This is a genomic window from Aldersonia sp. NBC_00410 (assembly GCF_026342035.1).
Taxonomy (GTDB): Bacteria; Actinomycetota; Actinomycetes; order Mycobacteriales; family Mycobacteriaceae; genus Aldersonia.
On sequence record NZ_JAPENM010000001.1, the window covers coordinates 674,074 to 689,142 of the forward strand.

The 15,069-nt window shown below is 67.3% G+C and carries 16 protein-coding genes; 9 read left to right on the plus strand and 7 right to left on the minus strand.

The window, feature by feature from the left end; all coding sequences use genetic code 11:
* Positions 1–2: 2 nt before the first annotated feature.
* Positions 3–1,202 carry a cysteine desulfurase-like protein gene (locus OG921_RS03210; protein ID WP_266110881.1) on the minus strand — a complete coding sequence of 400 codons (1,200 nt, stop codon included), beginning with the start codon at positions 1,200–1,202 and terminating at the stop codon, positions 3–5.
* A gap of 130 nt (positions 1,203–1,332) precedes the next feature.
* Here OG921_RS03210 and OG921_RS03215 point away from each other — a divergent pair, with 130 nt between their 5' ends.
* The 6 genes from OG921_RS03215 (at position 1,333) to rsgA (ending at position 6,519) form a co-directional block, all read left to right on the plus strand.
* Positions 1,333–1,899, plus strand: coding sequence for a bacterial proteasome activator family protein (locus OG921_RS03215; protein ID WP_266110882.1), 567 nt, complete (start codon positions 1,333–1,335; stop codon positions 1,897–1,899).
* Between the two features lie 76 nt (positions 1,900–1,975).
* Positions 1,976–2,842 (plus strand): ABC transporter permease, encoded by an 867-nt coding sequence (locus OG921_RS03220; RefSeq protein ID WP_266110883.1) that lies wholly within the window; start codon positions 1,976–1,978, stop codon positions 2,840–2,842.
* Positions 2,843–2,881: 39 nt separating this feature from the next.
* Positions 2,882–3,766, plus strand: coding sequence for an ABC transporter ATP-binding protein (locus OG921_RS03225; RefSeq protein ID WP_266110884.1), 885 nt, complete (start codon positions 2,882–2,884; stop codon positions 3,764–3,766).
* Positions 3,763–4,647, plus strand: coding sequence for a glycosyltransferase (locus OG921_RS03230; RefSeq protein WP_266110885.1), 885 nt, complete (start codon positions 3,763–3,765; stop codon positions 4,645–4,647). Before OG921_RS03225 ends, OG921_RS03230 begins: the two co-directional genes overlap by 4 nt.
* 86 nt (positions 4,648–4,733) lie before the next feature.
* The gene (locus OG921_RS03235; protein ID WP_266110886.1) at positions 4,734–5,327 is read left to right on the plus strand and encodes a dihydrofolate reductase family protein; all 594 of its coding nucleotides are present in this window, start codon (positions 4,734–4,736) and stop codon (positions 5,325–5,327) included.
* Between the two features lie 163 nt (positions 5,328–5,490).
* Positions 5,491–6,519 (plus strand): ribosome small subunit-dependent GTPase A, encoded by a 1,029-nt coding sequence (gene rsgA, locus OG921_RS03240; protein ID WP_266110887.1) that lies wholly within the window; start codon positions 5,491–5,493, stop codon positions 6,517–6,519.
* A 23-nt stretch (positions 6,520–6,542) separates the two neighbouring features.
* On the opposite strand, the gene OG921_RS03245 is transcribed toward rsgA, so the two are convergent.
* Positions 6,543–6,860, minus strand: coding sequence for a hypothetical protein (locus tag OG921_RS03245; RefSeq protein WP_266110888.1), 318 nt, complete (start codon positions 6,858–6,860; stop codon positions 6,543–6,545).
* 96 nt (positions 6,861–6,956) lie between these two features.
* On the opposite strand from OG921_RS03245, the gene OG921_RS03250 reads away from it, so the two are divergent.
* Positions 6,957–7,814 carry an NAD(P)-dependent oxidoreductase gene (locus OG921_RS03250; RefSeq protein WP_266110889.1) on the plus strand — a complete coding sequence of 286 codons (858 nt, stop codon included), beginning with the start codon at positions 6,957–6,959 and terminating at the stop codon, positions 7,812–7,814.
* An 18-nt stretch (positions 7,815–7,832) separates the two neighbouring features.
* On the opposite strand, the gene OG921_RS03255 is transcribed toward OG921_RS03250, so the two are convergent.
* Complete coding sequence (locus OG921_RS03255; protein WP_266110890.1) at positions 7,833–9,722, minus strand: glycosyltransferase; 1,890 nt, start codon at positions 9,720–9,722, stop codon at positions 7,833–7,835.
* Positions 9,723–9,939: 217 nt separating this feature from the next.
* Between OG921_RS03255 and OG921_RS03260 the strand changes: the two genes are divergently transcribed.
* Positions 9,940–10,887, plus strand: a complete 948-nt coding sequence (locus tag OG921_RS03260) for a glycosyltransferase (RefSeq protein ID WP_266110891.1) — start codon at positions 9,940–9,942, stop codon at positions 10,885–10,887.
* Between the two features lie 22 nt (positions 10,888–10,909).
* The gene (locus tag OG921_RS03265) at positions 10,910–12,433 is read left to right on the plus strand and encodes a DUF2142 domain-containing protein (RefSeq protein ID WP_266110892.1); all 1,524 of its coding nucleotides are present in this window, start codon (positions 10,910–10,912) and stop codon (positions 12,431–12,433) included.
* 6 nt (positions 12,434–12,439) lie between these two features.
* On the opposite strand, the gene OG921_RS03270 is transcribed toward OG921_RS03265, so the two are convergent.
* The 4 genes from OG921_RS03270 to OG921_RS03285 form a co-directional block, all read right to left on the minus strand.
* Positions 12,440–13,336: a hypothetical protein gene (locus OG921_RS03270; RefSeq protein ID WP_266110893.1), complete on the minus strand. Its 897-nt coding sequence runs from the start codon at positions 13,334–13,336 to the stop codon at positions 12,440–12,442.
* Between the two features lie 32 nt (positions 13,337–13,368).
* Positions 13,369–13,704, minus strand: coding sequence for a hypothetical protein (locus OG921_RS03275; RefSeq protein WP_266110894.1), 336 nt, complete (start codon positions 13,702–13,704; stop codon positions 13,369–13,371).
* Positions 13,701–14,279 carry a YbaB/EbfC family nucleoid-associated protein gene (locus tag OG921_RS03280; protein ID WP_266110895.1) on the minus strand — a complete coding sequence of 193 codons (579 nt, stop codon included), beginning with the start codon at positions 14,277–14,279 and terminating at the stop codon, positions 13,701–13,703. Before OG921_RS03280 ends, OG921_RS03275 begins: the two co-directional genes overlap by 4 nt.
* Positions 14,280–14,350: 71 nt before the next feature.
* Positions 14,351–14,896 (minus strand): DUF3558 family protein, encoded by a 546-nt coding sequence (locus tag OG921_RS03285; protein ID WP_266110896.1) that lies wholly within the window; start codon positions 14,894–14,896, stop codon positions 14,351–14,353.
* Positions 14,897–15,069 lie beyond the last annotated feature (173 nt).

Genomic DNA, 15,069 nt, shown 5'->3' on the forward strand with positions numbered 1-15,069 from the left:
CGTCAGAGGGTCGAAAGCGCGCTGACGAGCTGGTCGATGTCTTTGCGCGTCGTATAGGGCGCAAGCCCGATGCTCAGTGCACCGCCCTCGTCGTTCACCCCGAGCGCATCGAGCAGGCGGCTGCCGAAGGGACCGCCGCAGTAGACCGCGATGCGCTTCTCGGCGAGCTTGGCCGCCGCCTTCTCCGCGGACAGGCCCGAGACCGTGAAGCCGATCGCCGGGATCCGGCTCGACGGTTGACCGATCAGGGTGATGTTGGGCAGCCGCCGCAGGGCGGCGAGCGCATGGTCGAGTAGACCGTCCTGGTACAGCTGAAGCGATCCGAGCGACATGTCCAGGCGTTGCCGCCGGGTGCCGGTCGCGGCCTCGGATAGGTTCGCCAAGTAGTCGATCGACGTCACCAGTCCGGCGAGCATGGCGAAGTTGTGCGCACCCACTTCGAGCCGCTCCGGGCCCGCGGCGTCCGGGTTGAGCGACATCGCCGGGATGCGGTCGAGGAACGACGGATCCCGGAACACCAGTGCACCGACCTGCGGCCCACCCCACGCCGGAGCGGCAATGGCGAGAACGTCCGCACCGAGTTCGTGGATGTCGAGCACGGCATACGGCGCCGCTCCCCCGGCGTCGACCACGAGCAGTCCGCCGACGTTGTGAATCCAGTCTGCCGCCACCCGCACGTCGGGAGCAGTGCCGACGATCGGCGACGCGGCGGTCAGCGCGACCAGTCGCGTGGTGGGCCCGACCAATTCCTCGAACTGCCAGGCCGGCAGGTCACAGGTGTCGATCTCGACCTCGGCCCAGCGCACGTGCGCGCCGAACCGATTGGCTACGCGCAGCCACGGTGCGACATTGGATTCGTCGTCGAGCCGGGACAGCACGATGCCGGTGCCGAGTCCGAGCCGGGAGCTGAGCGACTCGGCGAGCGTCGAAAGCAGCAACGTGCGGTCCGGTCCGAGCACCACGCCCGCGGGGTCGGCACCGACCAGATCGGCCACGGCCCGACGCGCCGAGACGAGCAGCGCTCTGCTGCGCTGCGAAGACATATGTGGACCGGTGTGCGAGAAGGCTGTGGTGCGGAAACCCGTTGATACCGAGCGGGATACGGCGTCGGGAACCTGCATGCCGGATTGCGGGTCGAGGTGCACCCAACCGTCGCCGAGAGACGGGATCAGACCCCGAACTCGGGCAACGTCGTAGACCATGCCCGACACTCTAAGCGTTGGCAAATCACGGGTGTGATGTGCATCCAAATGTGTAACGCACGCCGCTGCACCGCCCGGTCGTCGACCCGGGACACATCTCGACCGGCAGCGCAGGGGACAATATGGAGTCATGAGCCCATCGGAGAATGAGCACATCCTCGTGGTCGGTCCGGACGGTCGTCCGCTCGGCCTGAACCAGGACGAAACCGCGGCGCTCGCGCAGTCCGCCGGCGCGAGCCCCGCCACCGACGGCCAGGCCGACGGCGACGCGCTCGCCGAGATGGTCGAGCAGCCCGCCAAGGTGATGCGGATCGGCACGATGATCAAGCAGTTGCTCGAAGAAGTTCGCGCCGCGCCGCTCGACGACGCGAGCCGCAACCGGCTCAAAGAGATCCACAAATCGTCGATCCGGGAACTCGAACAGGGCCTGGCGCCTGAATTGCGCGAAGAGCTGGAACGGCTCGCACTGCCGTTCAGCGAGGATTCCATTCCCTCCGACGCGGAACTGCGGATCGCGCAGGCCCAGCTCGTCGGCTGGCTCGAAGGGTTGTTCCACGGCATCCAGACCGCGCTGTTCGCCCAGCAGATGGCCGCCCGGGCCCAGCTCGAACAGATGCGTCAGGGGGCACTGCCGCCGGGGATACAGGGCGGCGACCTCGGCCGCGGACCGGGCGGCGGGGCCGGCCAGTACCTCTGAGTCCGCGCGGCAGCCGTCGACGCGCGGCCACCGGGCGTCGACCCCGGCGAATACCGGCCGGGTACCCTCGGACCTCGTGTCGACAGCAGCAACGGACGCCGGATCACCGGCGCCACCCATCTCGGACTCGCAGACCTTCCGGCGCGGGTTCCGAGATCTGCGGCACGGCCTGACCCAGCGCGAGCTCTGGCTGTCCCTCGGTTGGCAGGACATCAAGCAGCGTTACCGCCGCTCGGTGCTCGGCCCGTTCTGGATCACCATCGCGACCGGGTTGCAGGCTGCCGCAATCGGCATCCTTTACTCGGCACTGCTCGACATCCCACTGTCGGACTTTCTGCCCTACGTCACCATCGGCCTCATCGTCTGGAACCTGATCAGCGCGTCGATCCTCGAAGGGTCCGAGGTCTTCATCGCCAACGAGGGCCTGATCAAACAACTGCCGTCGGCGCTGAGCGTGCACGTCTACCGGCTGGTGTGGCGACAGATACTGTTCTTCGCGCACAACATGGTGATCTACCTCGTGCTGTTGGTGGCGTTCAGCCTGTGGCGCCATCTGGACTGGACGGTGCTGCTCTCGATTCCGGCGCTGGTCCTGCTGCTGCTCAACGCCATGTGGGTGTCGCTGGTCTTCGGCATTTTCGCAACGCGGTACCGCGACATCGCCCCGATTCTGGCCAGCACGACGTTGATGCTGTTCGTGCTCACCCCGGTGATGTGGACGACGCAGAGCCTGGAGGCCCAAGGCGGCGACGTTGCCGAGCGGGCCAAACTCGCGCAGATCATCCCGACCTACCACTACCTCGAGATCATCCGTGCCCCGCTGCTCGGCGAGCCGAGCAGGGCGTACCACTGGTACATCGTCATCGCCATCACGGTGGTTGGCTGGGCAGTGGCCCTGCTCGCGCTGCGGAAGTACCGGGCTCGCGTCCCATACTGGGTGTAACGGAGATATGACGACCTGGCGAGCGAAGCGACGGACGAATTGACAGAGCATGTGAGCATCGAGACCCACGACGCCTGGGTCGAGTTCCCGATCTTCGACGCCAAGTCGCGATCGCTGAAGAAGGCGTTCCTCGGCAAGGCCGGCGGCGCGATCGGGCGCAACTCGTCCGACGTCGTGGTCGTCGAGGCCCTTCGCGAGATCACCCTGTCGCTGAAGGAAGGCGACCGGATCGGGCTCGTCGGCCACAACGGCGCGGGCAAGTCGACGCTGCTGCGGCTGCTCGCCGGTATCTACGAGCCGTCCCGCGGTTCCGCGCAGATCCGGGGCCGGGTTGCGCCCGTCTTCGACCTCGGAGTCGGCATGGACCCGGAGATCTCCGGCTACGAGAACATCATCATCCGGGGCCTGTTCCTCGGCCAGACGCGCAAGCAGATGCTGGCCAAGATCGACGAGATCGCCGAATTCACCGAGCTCGGCGATTACCTCGACATGCCGCTGCGCACCTATTCCACCGGCATGCGGGTGCGGCTCGCGATGGGCGTCGTGACCAGCATCGATCCGGAGATCCTGTTGCTCGACGAGGGCATCGGCGCGGTGGACGCGGAGTTCATGAAGAAGGCACGGATCCGGCTGCAGGAACTCGTTTCCCGCTCCGGCATCCTCGTGTTCGCCAGCCACTCCAATGAGTTCCTCGCCCAGCTGTGCGATAGCGCGATGTGGATCGATCACGGCCATGTGCGGATGCACGGCGGGATCGAGGAGGTCGTACGCGCCTACGAAGGGCCCGAGGCTGGCGATCACGTCGCACGGACGCTGGCCGAAATGGCGGCGCACGAGGCGGCCGGCGTCGCCGGTGACCTGTCGGCGGCCTCCGGCGCCGGTGACATGTCGGCGGCCTCCGGCGCCGGTGGCGGGCGCGCGTGACGCGGATCGTCGCGGTCGTCGTCACACATAAGCGCCGGGAACTGCTCACCGAGTCGCTGCGCGCGGTCGCCTCGCAGGCGCGGCCGGTGGACCAGCTGATCGTGGTCGACAACGGCAATGAATCAGCGGTACGGGAATTGGTCGAGAGCCAGCCGGTGCCAACCACGTATCTGGGCTCGCAGCACAACCTCGGCGGGGCGGGCGGTTTCGCACTGGGCATCCTGCACGCACTGTCTATCGGCGCGGACTGGGTGTGGCTCGCCGACGACGACGGCCGCCCGGAGGGTCCCGAGGTGCTCGCGACACTTTTGTCGTGCGCGCAGCGGCACGGCCTGGCCGAGGTGTCGCCGGTGGTGTGCGATATCGACGACCCGCAGCGGCTCGCGTTCCCGCTGCGGCGCGGCGTCGTGTGGCGACGGGAGCGGTCCGAACTCGGGGACGAAGATCTGCTGCCCGGCATCGCGTCGCTGTTCAACGGTGCGCTGGTGTCCGCGGCGGCCATCGATGCCATCGGTGTGCCGGACCTGCGGCTCTTCGTACGTGGCGACGAGGTGGACGTGCACCGGCGACTCGTCCGCTCCGGGCTGCCGTTCGGCACCTGCCTGCAGACCGCGTACCTGCACCCGAACGGTGCGGCCGAGTTCAAGCCGATCCTGGGCGGCCGGATGCACACCCAGTACCCGGACGACGAGACCAAGCGCTACTTCACCTACCGCAACCGCGGGTACCTGATGGCCCAGCCCGGGATGCGCAGGCTGCTGCCGCAGGAGTGGCTGCGGTTCGGCTGGTTCTTCCTGATCACCAGGCGCGATCCGGCCGGGCTGCGGGAGTGGCTGCGGTTGCGGAAGCTCGGGCGGCAGGAGCGGTTCCGCCGGCCCTGAGTGGGTTGTTGCCGGGGACCGGTGTCTAAATCGGCGAATCTGATTCGATTATTGAGTGAGGCACTCGGCAAGCGAAGGAGAATCCGATGGCAATCGTGATCGCCAATATGTCGATGTCGCTCGACGGCTTCATCGCCGATCCCGACGATGGCGTCGACCTGCTCTTCGAGTGGTACTCCGCCGGTCCGGTCGCAGTCGACACGGCGAACGAGGACATCGCGATCAATGTGTCCGAGGCAGACGCCGAGGCGCTTTCCGACTTCGGCGAACTCGGCGCAGTGGTCGGCGGCCGCCGGTTGTTCGAGATCGCGCAGGGCTGGGGCGGGAAACATCCCACCGGGGCGCCGGTGTTCATCGTGACCCACGCGCCACCCGAGGACTGGTCGCACGGCGGCATCACCTTCGTGACCGACGGCGTGGAAAGTGCTGTCGCGCAAGCGAAATCTGTCGCCGGCGACGGGACGGTCGCAGTCGCGAGCGCGAACGTTACCCAGCAGTGCTTGGATGCCGGGCTGATCGATGTGATCTCCGTCGACCTGATTCCGGTGCTGCTCGGGGCGGGCATCCCGTTCTTCGCGAATCTGCGGTCCGCACCGGTGCGTCTGTCGGATCCCGAAGTGCACCGGGGCAATAGGGTGACACATCTGCGGTATCGCGTGCTCGGGCCGGCCGCGGGATAGCGTCGGCGAGACGAGCGGACCGCGCGCAAAAAATCGGTTGTACGCCACGCCGCACAGTGCGATCGTGGAGGTAATTGCAGGTCGCGACCAGGAGGTGCAGGGCCATGGCTGCCCGGACGGTGATTTCCGCTGCCCAACCCTCCTTCGTCAAAGGACATCTCTCATGGCCGATCCTGGCCTCCTGCTCAATTACGGCTGGTCCGACTCGGTAGCCGAAAGTTTCGATCCACATCTGCACATTGGCTCAATCCCGGCGCGTGTCGTGCGCGTCGACCGCGGCGAATCCTATGCGGCGACCTCGGACGGGATCGTGCGTGCCCGCACCACCGCCGACCCGGTCTGCACCGGCGACTGGGTGGTGCTCGACGAGTACCATCGCGTGGCACAAATCATCCAGCGCCGCAGCGAAATTCGACGCGCATCGGCCGGTGCGCAATCCGCCTCGCAACTGCTCGCCACGAACATCGACACGGTGCTCGTGGTGGCCGCGCTCGATCAAACACTCTCCCTCGGCCGCGTTGAACGATTGCTCGCGCTGGCCTGGGAGAGCGGTGCGCAACCGGTCGCGGTGCTGACGAAATCCGATCTCGCCAACGATCTCGAGACCACACTCGACGAGGTCCGTGCCTCTGCACCCGGGGTGCCGGTGGTCGCGGTCGGCGCCACCACCGGCGACGGGATGGATGTGCTGACGGCACTGCTCACCGGCACCGTCGTGCTGCTCGGCGCGTCGGGTGCGGGCAAATCCACCCTCGCCAATGCGCTGCTCGGCGAAGAATGCCTGGCCACCAACGATGTTCGCGGTGTCGACGGCAAAGGCAGGCACACCACGGTCGCCCGCGAACTGGTGCCGTTGCCCTTCGGTGGGCAGCTCATCGACACACCCGGGTTGCGCGGAGTGGGTCTGTGGGACGTCGTGGACGGGCTGAACAAGGCCTTCGCCGACGTCGAGGAATTCGGCGTGGCGTGCCGGTTCGGCGATTGTGCGCATTCCGGGGAACCGGGCTGCGCGGTACAAGAGGCCATCGACGCGGGCCTCCTGCCGCAGCGCCGGCTCGACAGCTACCGCAAACTCGCCAGGGAGAACGAGTGGATGGCGGCACGGTCGGACGCCCGGTTGCGCGCCGAGCGGACCCGGGCGGTCAAGATTCAGACCCGCGCCTCGCGGTCTCTGTATCGGAGCCGCCGCTAACCCCGCACGGTGCCGAATCGCCGCTAACCGCGGACGAAGGCGTACGCCTCGCGCGCGAGCTCCAACCAATCCAGGCTGGACTCGGGCGCGAGGCGCAGCCACTCCTTCATCGGCTTGCCTTTGTTCGCGTCGAACCGGTTCCCGTGAGCGGCAGCGACCAGCTCGTCGACGCGCGACTTCGGCAGCTTGACCACCAGCCGACCGTCGGCGAGCATCGCGAAGATCTTCCGGTCCACCTTGATCGCACTCGCACCGAAGCTCCGCCCGGCGTTCGGGGGTTCAACCCCCGGCTCGGGCAGCAGCGCCGCGACCAGCTCCTCGAAACGGTCCGCACCGTCCATCTTCGCGACGGTACCGGGGCAGTCCGACAGCGCTCGTCCGTAGGATCTGGCACGAACCCCCGCTTTGCACGACACCGCGACAACGAAGGAGTCCCCATGACGGCTGCCGCTACGAAACCGCTGGCCGGGAAGACCATGATCATGTCCGGCGGCAGCCGGGGCATCGGGCTCGAGATCGCGAAACGGGCCGCCGCCGACGGCGCGAACATCACGCTCATCGCCAAGACGGACACCCCGCACCCGAAGCTGCCCGGCACCATCCACACCGCCGCGGCCGAGCTCGAGGAAGCCGGCGGCACCGTCCTCAAGCACCTCGGCGACGTGCGGATCGACGATTCGGTCGCCGAGGCGGTGCGACTGACCGTAGACCGCTTCGGCGGCATCGACATCGTGGTCAACAACGCGAGCGCGATCGACCTGTCCCCGACCGACGCGATCTCGATGAAGAAATACGACCTGATGCAGGACATCAACTGCCGCGGCAGCTTCCTGCTCTCCAAGCTCAGCATCCCGGCGCTGCGCGACTCGGCCAAGGCCGGGCGGAACCCGCATATTCTGACGCTATCCCCACCGCTGAACCTGAACCCGCGGTGGGCGGGCGCATCGCTCGCTTACACTATCGCGAAGTACGGCATGAGCCTGACCACGCTCGGGCTCGCCGAGGAGCTGAAAGGCGATGGTATCGCGGTGAATTCGCTATGGCCGCGCACCACGATCGCGACCGCGGCGGTGAAGAATCTGCTCGGCGGCGACGACATGGTGGCGAACTCGCGCACCCCCGATATCTACGCCGACGCCGCCTACGCCGTGCTGACCTCGCCCGCCGCCGACACCACCGGCAACTTCTTCATCGACGATGAAGTACTTGCCGCACAAGGGGTTACCGACTTCGACAAGTACCGCGTCGTCCCAGGCGACGCTGAGCTGCAGCTCGACCTGTTCCTCGACGCTTGACCCACACCTGGCTGAGCTCTACCGGTACAGCCGATCCCAGTTCTCGCGGCTCGTGAGCCCCGGCACCGCATCGCGATACTCGCGCTGCAGCCGGGGCAGCTCACGCTGGAAGCGGCGCAGCGTACGGATCGTGCGCAGGAGCAAGGCCCGGGCTTTCGCCTTGTCGCGCTGCCGAACTCGGACACCGGACTGGGATGCGTCGGTCACCACGACATGGTCGAACAACGACACGTGCCACCAATGCGCGTCCTCGCGGGGCACGCCGATGATGCCGTGCTGCGTGCGGCCGAACCACTGACCGATCGCGCGTTTGACCAGGATCGTCTTGAGCAGGCTCGGCTCGCCGCCTGCGCGACGCACATGCACCTCCGCGGTCGGCACGGGTGCGTCGGTCGCCGAATGCTTCACCGTCTCCGGATAATCCGCGCGGCCGGAACGGATTGCCGTGAGCGCTGCCTGTCCGCCATCCCGCAGGATCTGCGGACCGGACAGAAAGTCCTCGATGCCCTGCAGGGTGGTGTGCGCGAGCCCGTACTGCATTCCGACCAGGTACTCGGCGAGCTGGCGGAAAAGCCGGCGCGACAATGCTTTCGCGTCCATCTCGGAATGCAGCGCGGCGACGATCAGCGAGTTGCGCATGCTGAAATAGCGCGCCCAGTCGTCGAAATCCTTCCAGTAGAAGTCCGCATGCCACACCGCCGCATTGGGCAGGGTGACCGTGACGAAGCCGGCCTCGCGGGCACGGATGCCATACTCCACGTCGTCCCACTGGAAGAAGATCGGCAGCGGCAGACCGACTTTCGCGATCACTTCGGCCGGGATCAGGCACGTCCACCAGGCGTTGTAGCCGGCGTCGACGCGGCGCTCCTGGTTCTTCTTCAGCATCGACGTGTTGCGCAGCGCCTTCGACACCTTCTGGCCATGCATCAACTTGTGCAGATGCACTTCCTCGGCCCCGACATTGAGGTAATCGGGGTTGAGGAGAAACAGCATCTGCGCGCCGACCAGCGTGGGCTGCGTGGTGAGGTTGGCGAACGCGCTCAACCGCAGCACGGTCTCGGGCTCGCAGAGGATGTCGTCGTCCATCAGGATGACGTCGCAGTGCTCGTTGGCCGCGGAGATCTCGGCCATACCGCGGGTGAATCCGCCGGCCCCGCCCAAGTTCGGCTGACGCAGGTAACGCAACTTGTCACCGAGCTTCGCCGCGGTCTCGGTGAACAACTCGCGGTCGGCGACGACATCGGTGCCCTGATCGACGACGTACACACCGTCGATGCCGTCGAGCACACGTTCGTCGGAGGCAAGCGCGGCGACCGTGTTCGCACAGTCATCGGCTCGGTTGAAGGTGCAGATTGCGATCGCGACGGGCCGCAGCCGATCGGGCGCGCCGACCGACCACGCCACGTCCTCGACGCCGACCTCGCCACCGCGCGCCTCGAGCTCGAACCACAGCGCACCGCCGTCGAGAAACATGTCGAGTCGGGCCGTCAGCTCGACTACACCCGCGGTCCGGTCGATTTCCACCGAGTCGACGATCCGGCGGTGGCCGGCGATATCGGAGGCGAACAGCTGGACCCGGGCGCGGTCGCCCACGCCGAGCCGCATGCTCAGCCGCACCTCGGCCACCTCGGTCCAGCGCTGCCAGTACGCGGCGGCGAACCGGCCGAAGTAGGTGTTGGTGTGCATCCGCGCGCCCGCGGCGAGCCGCACGGTGAGTCGCTCGCGGCGCGCATCCCCCTTGACCACCGCATACAGCTCATCGCTCACCCGCGCGGACGGGCCCCTGAACAGCCCTCGGGCGACCACCAGACGGTCCGGCGCGCGGTGATCGGTGAGCAGCGCATCCGGCGCAGCAACGGTGCTCGTCGGCTCTACTGTGGTCGCGGCTTCGCCCGCCGGCTGGTTCATGAATCCCCGAAATCGTCTCGAACGTAAGTGACCCCACTGGCCGCCGCGAGGATATCAACCCCGCCATCTGCCGCCGGGTCGAGCGAGCCGAGCAAGGGGTGATCGTTATCGGCATGCGATGCGTTCGGCACACCACATTGCGAGGTTCCCACTGCGTTTACCGGTAAGGTCCGGGTCGAAATCGATCCCGAGCGGAACGGACAAGGGACCCGGCGAGGTGGACACCGACGAATTGCGCATCGCTGCGATAGTCCCTTGCCACAACGAGGAGGCAGCGGTCGCGAAGGTCGTCGGCGATCTGAAGACCGCCGTCCCCGGAATCGTCGTCTACGTCTACGACAATCTCAGCACGGACGCCACCGTCGATCGGGCGCTCTCGGCCGGTGCGATCGTGCGGCGGGAGAACTCGAAGGGCAAGGGCAACGTCGTGCGCCGCGCCTTCGCGGATATCGAGGCCGACATCTACGTGATGATCGACGGCGACGACACCTACGACGCCGCGGCAACTCCGCTGCTGATCAAGACCCTGCTCGACGGGCCACACGACCACGTCCTCGGTGTGCGCCGCCAGGACCCCGGATCGGACGCGTACCGCCCCGGGCACGAGACCGGCAACCACCTGCTCAACGGCATGGTCGGCTGGTTGTTCGGCGAGAACGTCACCGACATGCTCTCCGGGTTCCGGGTGTTCTCCCGACGATTCGTGAAGAGCTTCCCCGCGATGTCGCGCGAGTTCGAGATCGAGACCGAGCTGACCGTGCACTCCCTGCAGCTGCGGGTGCCGCAGACCTCCGTCGAAGTCGGGTTCCGGGACCGGCCGCCGGGCAGCACCAGCAAGCTGCGCACCTATCACGACGGTTTCCGGATCCTGGTGCTGCTCAGCACGCTCGCCCGGCACGAGCGTCCGGTCGCGTTCTACGGCGTGGTCGGGATCATCAGCTGGCTCGTCGCTGTCGGCATGTCCGTGCCGATCCTGGTCGAGTACTGGGACACCGGCCTGGTTCCACGCTTCCCGACTCTGTTCCTGGCGTTCACGCTGCTGCTGGTCGGGTGCCTGGCCTGGACCGCGGGGGTGATCCTGGACGGCATCCGCAGCTCCCGGCATTCGACGGCACGGCTGCTGTACCTGCATGACCCGGCCCTGCGACGCTCGGACGAGCCGTGACCGGCCCCTTGCCCTCGGACGCGTGTTGACCTCGACGGATGCCGCTCCACGGACCGACGACGCCGTGGGCGAGCCACCGCAACCGGCCCGTCGCACCGCGCTGACGCGGACCCGGGACCTGGTCCGCCACTGGGGTACCGCGTCGGTCGTCTTCACGATCGTCGCAGCGGTGTTCGGGGTCGTGTTCGCCGTGATCACCCCGCCGTTCTGGGGACACGACGAGATCACCCAGTTCGGACGGGCGTATCAGGTCGCGCACGGCGGGCTGTTGCCCCAGGAGATCAACGACACCCGGGGCGTGTCCTACGGCGGCGACGTCCCCATCAGCGTCGACGCGTTGATGAACTACGCGCTCGACGATTACACGAACAGTCCCCCCGAACCAGCGCCGCTCGCGCAGAACGCACGCGGCTACGAGGTGCTGGAGAACCTGTCGGTGTCGGCGGACGAGCGCACGATCTGGTTCACCAACACCTCCGCGTACTCGCCGCTGCCCTATGTGCCGGCAACGGTCGGGATCCGGGTTGCCGAAGCGCTCGACCTCGATGTGGGCGGGCTGATGCTCGCGACCCGGCTCGCCGGGCTGGCCGTGTATCTGGCGCTGGTCGGGTTCGGACTGCACGCCCTGCGGCGCCACCGCGTGCAGTGGTTGGCCTTCGCGGTGGCCCTGCTGCCTATCGGGGTGTTTCAGGCGGGCACCATCACCGCCGACACGATGACCAACGCGATCGCGATCGTGCTGTCAGCGCTGCTCGTGAAGGGCCTGTTCCTCGGTGTCCGACTCAACCGCCTCGAGACCGCCGCGTTGCTCGCCGGGGCGGTGGCGTTGCCGCTGTGCAAGCCGGCCTATGTGCTGTTGGCGATGGCGGTTCTCGTCGTGCCCGCCGAGCGAATGGGGTTGATCGGGCGCATGCGGTTGCTGCCCTGGCTGTTCGCTGGGATCGGTGCGGCCGGATTCGCCGCTTGGACGGTGATTTCGGGGCCGACGACCGGGGGCATGGGCCTGATGCGAACACCCTCGCAATGGCACACCGTGATTCCGGGCGACCAGCTTTCCGGCGTGCTGCACGATCCGGCGCGGTTCGCGAACGTGCTCGTGCAGAGCGTGCTGCGCCGCGACGAGGAGTGGTTCGGCGAGTTCTTCGGGGAGCTCGGCTTCGGCTACGTGACCGTCCCCGCGCTGTCCATCGTGGCCTGGCTTGTCGCGTTGGCTGTCGCAGCCGGTACGGCGGAGCGGTTCGTCGCATCGCACCGGCGCACGGCGGTCGTCGCCCTCGGCATCGTCGTGTCCGTCGCCGCGATCGTCGGGACGCTGTATCTCTCGTTCAGCCCGGTCGGCTACTTCATCGTCGACGGTTTGCAGGGCAGGTATTTCCTTCCGCTGGCAATCGCCGCGTTCGCGGTGCTGCTGCGCTGGCTACCGCTTCGCCTCACCCACGCGGACGGCCGCGCGCCCGGTCACGGCGCGGCCATCGCCGTGGTTGCCGCGGTCGTGATCGCGCTGGCCGCAGCGGTACTGAAGTACTACGCGATGGTGTGGGGATAGGCGCGGTCAGTGGCCCTTCGCGGCACCTTTGGCGGCCAGTTTCAGCGCCTCCGCTCCCGCGCCTTTCTCTGCGCCGGACAGGGAGCTGCCCCATGAGACGTCGTCTTCGTCGGATCTGGCGTCCTCGACGGTCTGCCCCACCCCACCGCTGACGCCTGCGGTTGCCACCTCCGTCGCAGCTCCACCCCAGCCGCCCAGACGGTCGGCGTAGTGGCCTCCGATGCCGTCGATCGGGGCAGTGGCGAGCGACTCGACCGAGCTGTCGACGAACGTGTCCATGATCCTTCGCCCGTCCAAATGCGGCATGTTCAGATCGATGTCTAGGTGGCCCTCCCTCGGGCTGAAGTCGATGTCGACGAGGTCGTCGCCCTGCTGCCAGAGCTGTCGGCCGATCTCCTTGCCGGTGTCCTTCAGAACGGACTTGAAGTACTCCTGCGCGGTCTTCTTCAACAGATCCACGATCAGTTGCCGAATGACCATGCGGATCGTGGTCGCGGTCGCGGCCTCTGCCGCCGCACCGGCGGCGGCACTCGTGCCGATCGAGACCACAAGGGTCGCCGCTGCCGCCGCGAGTTCGGCAGCCAACAGGCTCAGCGCACCGATGATTGTCAGCTTTGCGTGCTCTACGTCGGACGCGCCCTCCTCGAGCTCGGCGACCAGATCATCGAACTGCTTCTCGAGCTCACGCAGGGCACCCGCGGAGCCGCCGATCTGCGCCCACTTCTCGGCCATCGCATCGGCGGAGGCACCCTCGATGGTGGTGCGGACGTACCGCAACTCCGCGTCACCATCGTCGGCCAGCTCGGACACCATCGTCGACGCCTGCTGCCAATCGTCTGCCAGCCGACGCATCGCGGTCTCATCCGCGTCCGGCCAGTCGGCGCCCACAACCTTGTCCGACACCCAACGCAGGGCACCCGGAATTTCGATGCCCACTACTGGCCCCCACCGATGCGGTCGGTGATTCGCGCCATGCTCGAACCGTGCTGCTGTTCGGTCATCTGGAGTGCGTCGGCGGTGGCCCGAATGCGGTCGGCGACGCCGGCGAGCACGTCGACCATGGTTTCGGCACTGCCGATCGCAGATCCTGCCGGCGCGACATATTTCGAGGCGAACGCAGCGCCCGGCTCGTCGGCTCCCCAGCAGGCCCCCTCCGCGTCGCGGCGCCATTCCAGGTTCAGTTTCAGCCGCAGCAAACGCTCTGCGAGATCCTCGAACTTCTGCGCCGACCACCGATACCGCTCGTGTTCGACACGCACGAAGCCGCTCATCGCGCGTCCCGCAGGATCGAGCCGCCGAAATCATCGTCGTCGTCGTCTGCCACCGACGGGCGCGGGCGAACGGGCCGCGGCGAATCGATCTCGGTGCGCAGGATCGGCTCGCCCCAGCTGTCTTCGCCGGGCGTGTTCGCCGGTTCGGCGGTAATGGGCCCGGGAGTCGGCGGGTTCAGCAGATCCTTCAGACTCGGTGCGCCCGGCACCAGGTCGGACAGGTCCGGCATTTCGTCGGCGATCGCGCGTACCGGCGCAATCGCCTCCCGGGCGAGTTGCGCCGCGGCACGAGCGGCCGCCTGCGCGGCTTCGGCCACGGATGCGCCAAGCCGGTCCGGCCGCGAGCGCTTGAACGACTCCGGATCGAGATGCACCCCGATGGGCACGCCCGCCGCGTTCACCGTCACCCGCACCAGACCGTCCGCGGACCAGGCCTCGGCCGTGGTGGTCGACAATCGGGCGGTCGCTTCGCCCAGGTGTTCCTGCTGACGCTCGAGCGCCTCGAGCATCGAGTCGATTTGTGCCCGCAACGCGTCGTTGCGCGACCGCAGCGCGCTTCGTTCTGCCGCATCCATCCGCTACCCCTTTCTTCACAGGGGTAGACGCGGTGAATCCGCGCGCGGTTCCACCTCGCCACGTGGGCCGGCTACCTCGGCAGTTCGTCCACCAGGAATGCGGCGTCGCGGGTCAGGGTGACGCAGGCGTCTTCCTTCGGCGCCCGTGTCGATGGTGTGGTGACCAGGGAGACGAGCGTCGCCCCCTGATAGATCGGGAATGCGAGATTGCAGGAGCGGCTGTTGGTCGCGACGAAATCATCGCCGAACATCAGCGCCGGCCGATTCGCGACCACCACGCTGCGGATATCGCGGAAGTGCGGATTGCCCTGTATGTCGTTTGGCATGAGGTGCGTCGAATACACGACGAGGTCGTAGTTGGATGCGCTCCACCCGCAGGTCTTTGCGTCAGTGAGCGGCATGCCGACGAAGTCCGGCGTCTCGGTGCCGAGTTCGACGCCGGTCTTGTCCACGACCACACCGGGAATCGAGCACGGATCCCACAACGGCATGGCCCGCGCCGGTGGCTTCGGCGACGAGGTGGCGACCGAAAGATCCGAATCCGCCTGGCTCGCAGCGGTCGTCGAGCATCCCGTCGCTACGAATCCACTCACGGCAACCGCGAGCACGGCTGCCACCGTCCGTCCCAGCACACCCGTCCCCAACTCTCTCGATTAGGTGTGACCCACCATATACAGACTCGAGACCCAGCTGTGTCCAACGCCGCGTAAAAAATCTGCTCGGTGCCGGAAATCACAAGCGGCCCACCGATTCACCGATGTCGCCGATTCACCTATGTCGCCGATGTCAT

Excerpts from the sequence above, each read along its gene's own strand:
- OG921_RS03280 (WP_266110895.1), bottom strand. The coding sequence starts at position 14,279 with ATGGATGCGGCAGAACGAAGCGCGCTGCGGTCGCGCAACGACGCGTTG.
- OG921_RS03275 (WP_266110894.1), bottom strand. The coding sequence starts at position 13,704 with ATGAGCGGCTTCGTGCGTGTCGAACACGAGCGGTATCGGTGGTCGGCG.
- OG921_RS03245 (WP_266110888.1), bottom strand. The coding sequence starts at position 6,860 with ATGGACGGTGCGGACCGTTTCGAGGAGCTGGTCGCGGCGCTGCTGCCC.
- OG921_RS03215 (WP_266110882.1), top strand. The coding sequence starts at position 1,333 with ATGAGCCCATCGGAGAATGAGCACATCCTCGTGGTCGGTCCGGACGGT.
- rsgA (WP_266110887.1), top strand. The coding sequence starts at position 5,491 with ATGGCCGATCCTGGCCTCCTGCTCAATTACGGCTGGTCCGACTCGGTA.
- OG921_RS03250 (WP_266110889.1), top strand. The coding sequence starts at position 6,957 with ATGACGGCTGCCGCTACGAAACCGCTGGCCGGGAAGACCATGATCATG.
- OG921_RS03210 (WP_266110881.1), bottom strand. The coding sequence starts at position 1,202 with ATGGTCTACGACGTTGCCCGAGTTCGGGGTCTGATCCCGTCTCTCGGC.
- OG921_RS03235 (WP_266110886.1), top strand. The coding sequence starts at position 4,734 with ATGGCAATCGTGATCGCCAATATGTCGATGTCGCTCGACGGCTTCATC.
- OG921_RS03255 (WP_266110890.1), bottom strand. The coding sequence starts at position 9,722 with ATGAACCAGCCGGCGGGCGAAGCCGCGACCACAGTAGAGCCGACGAGC.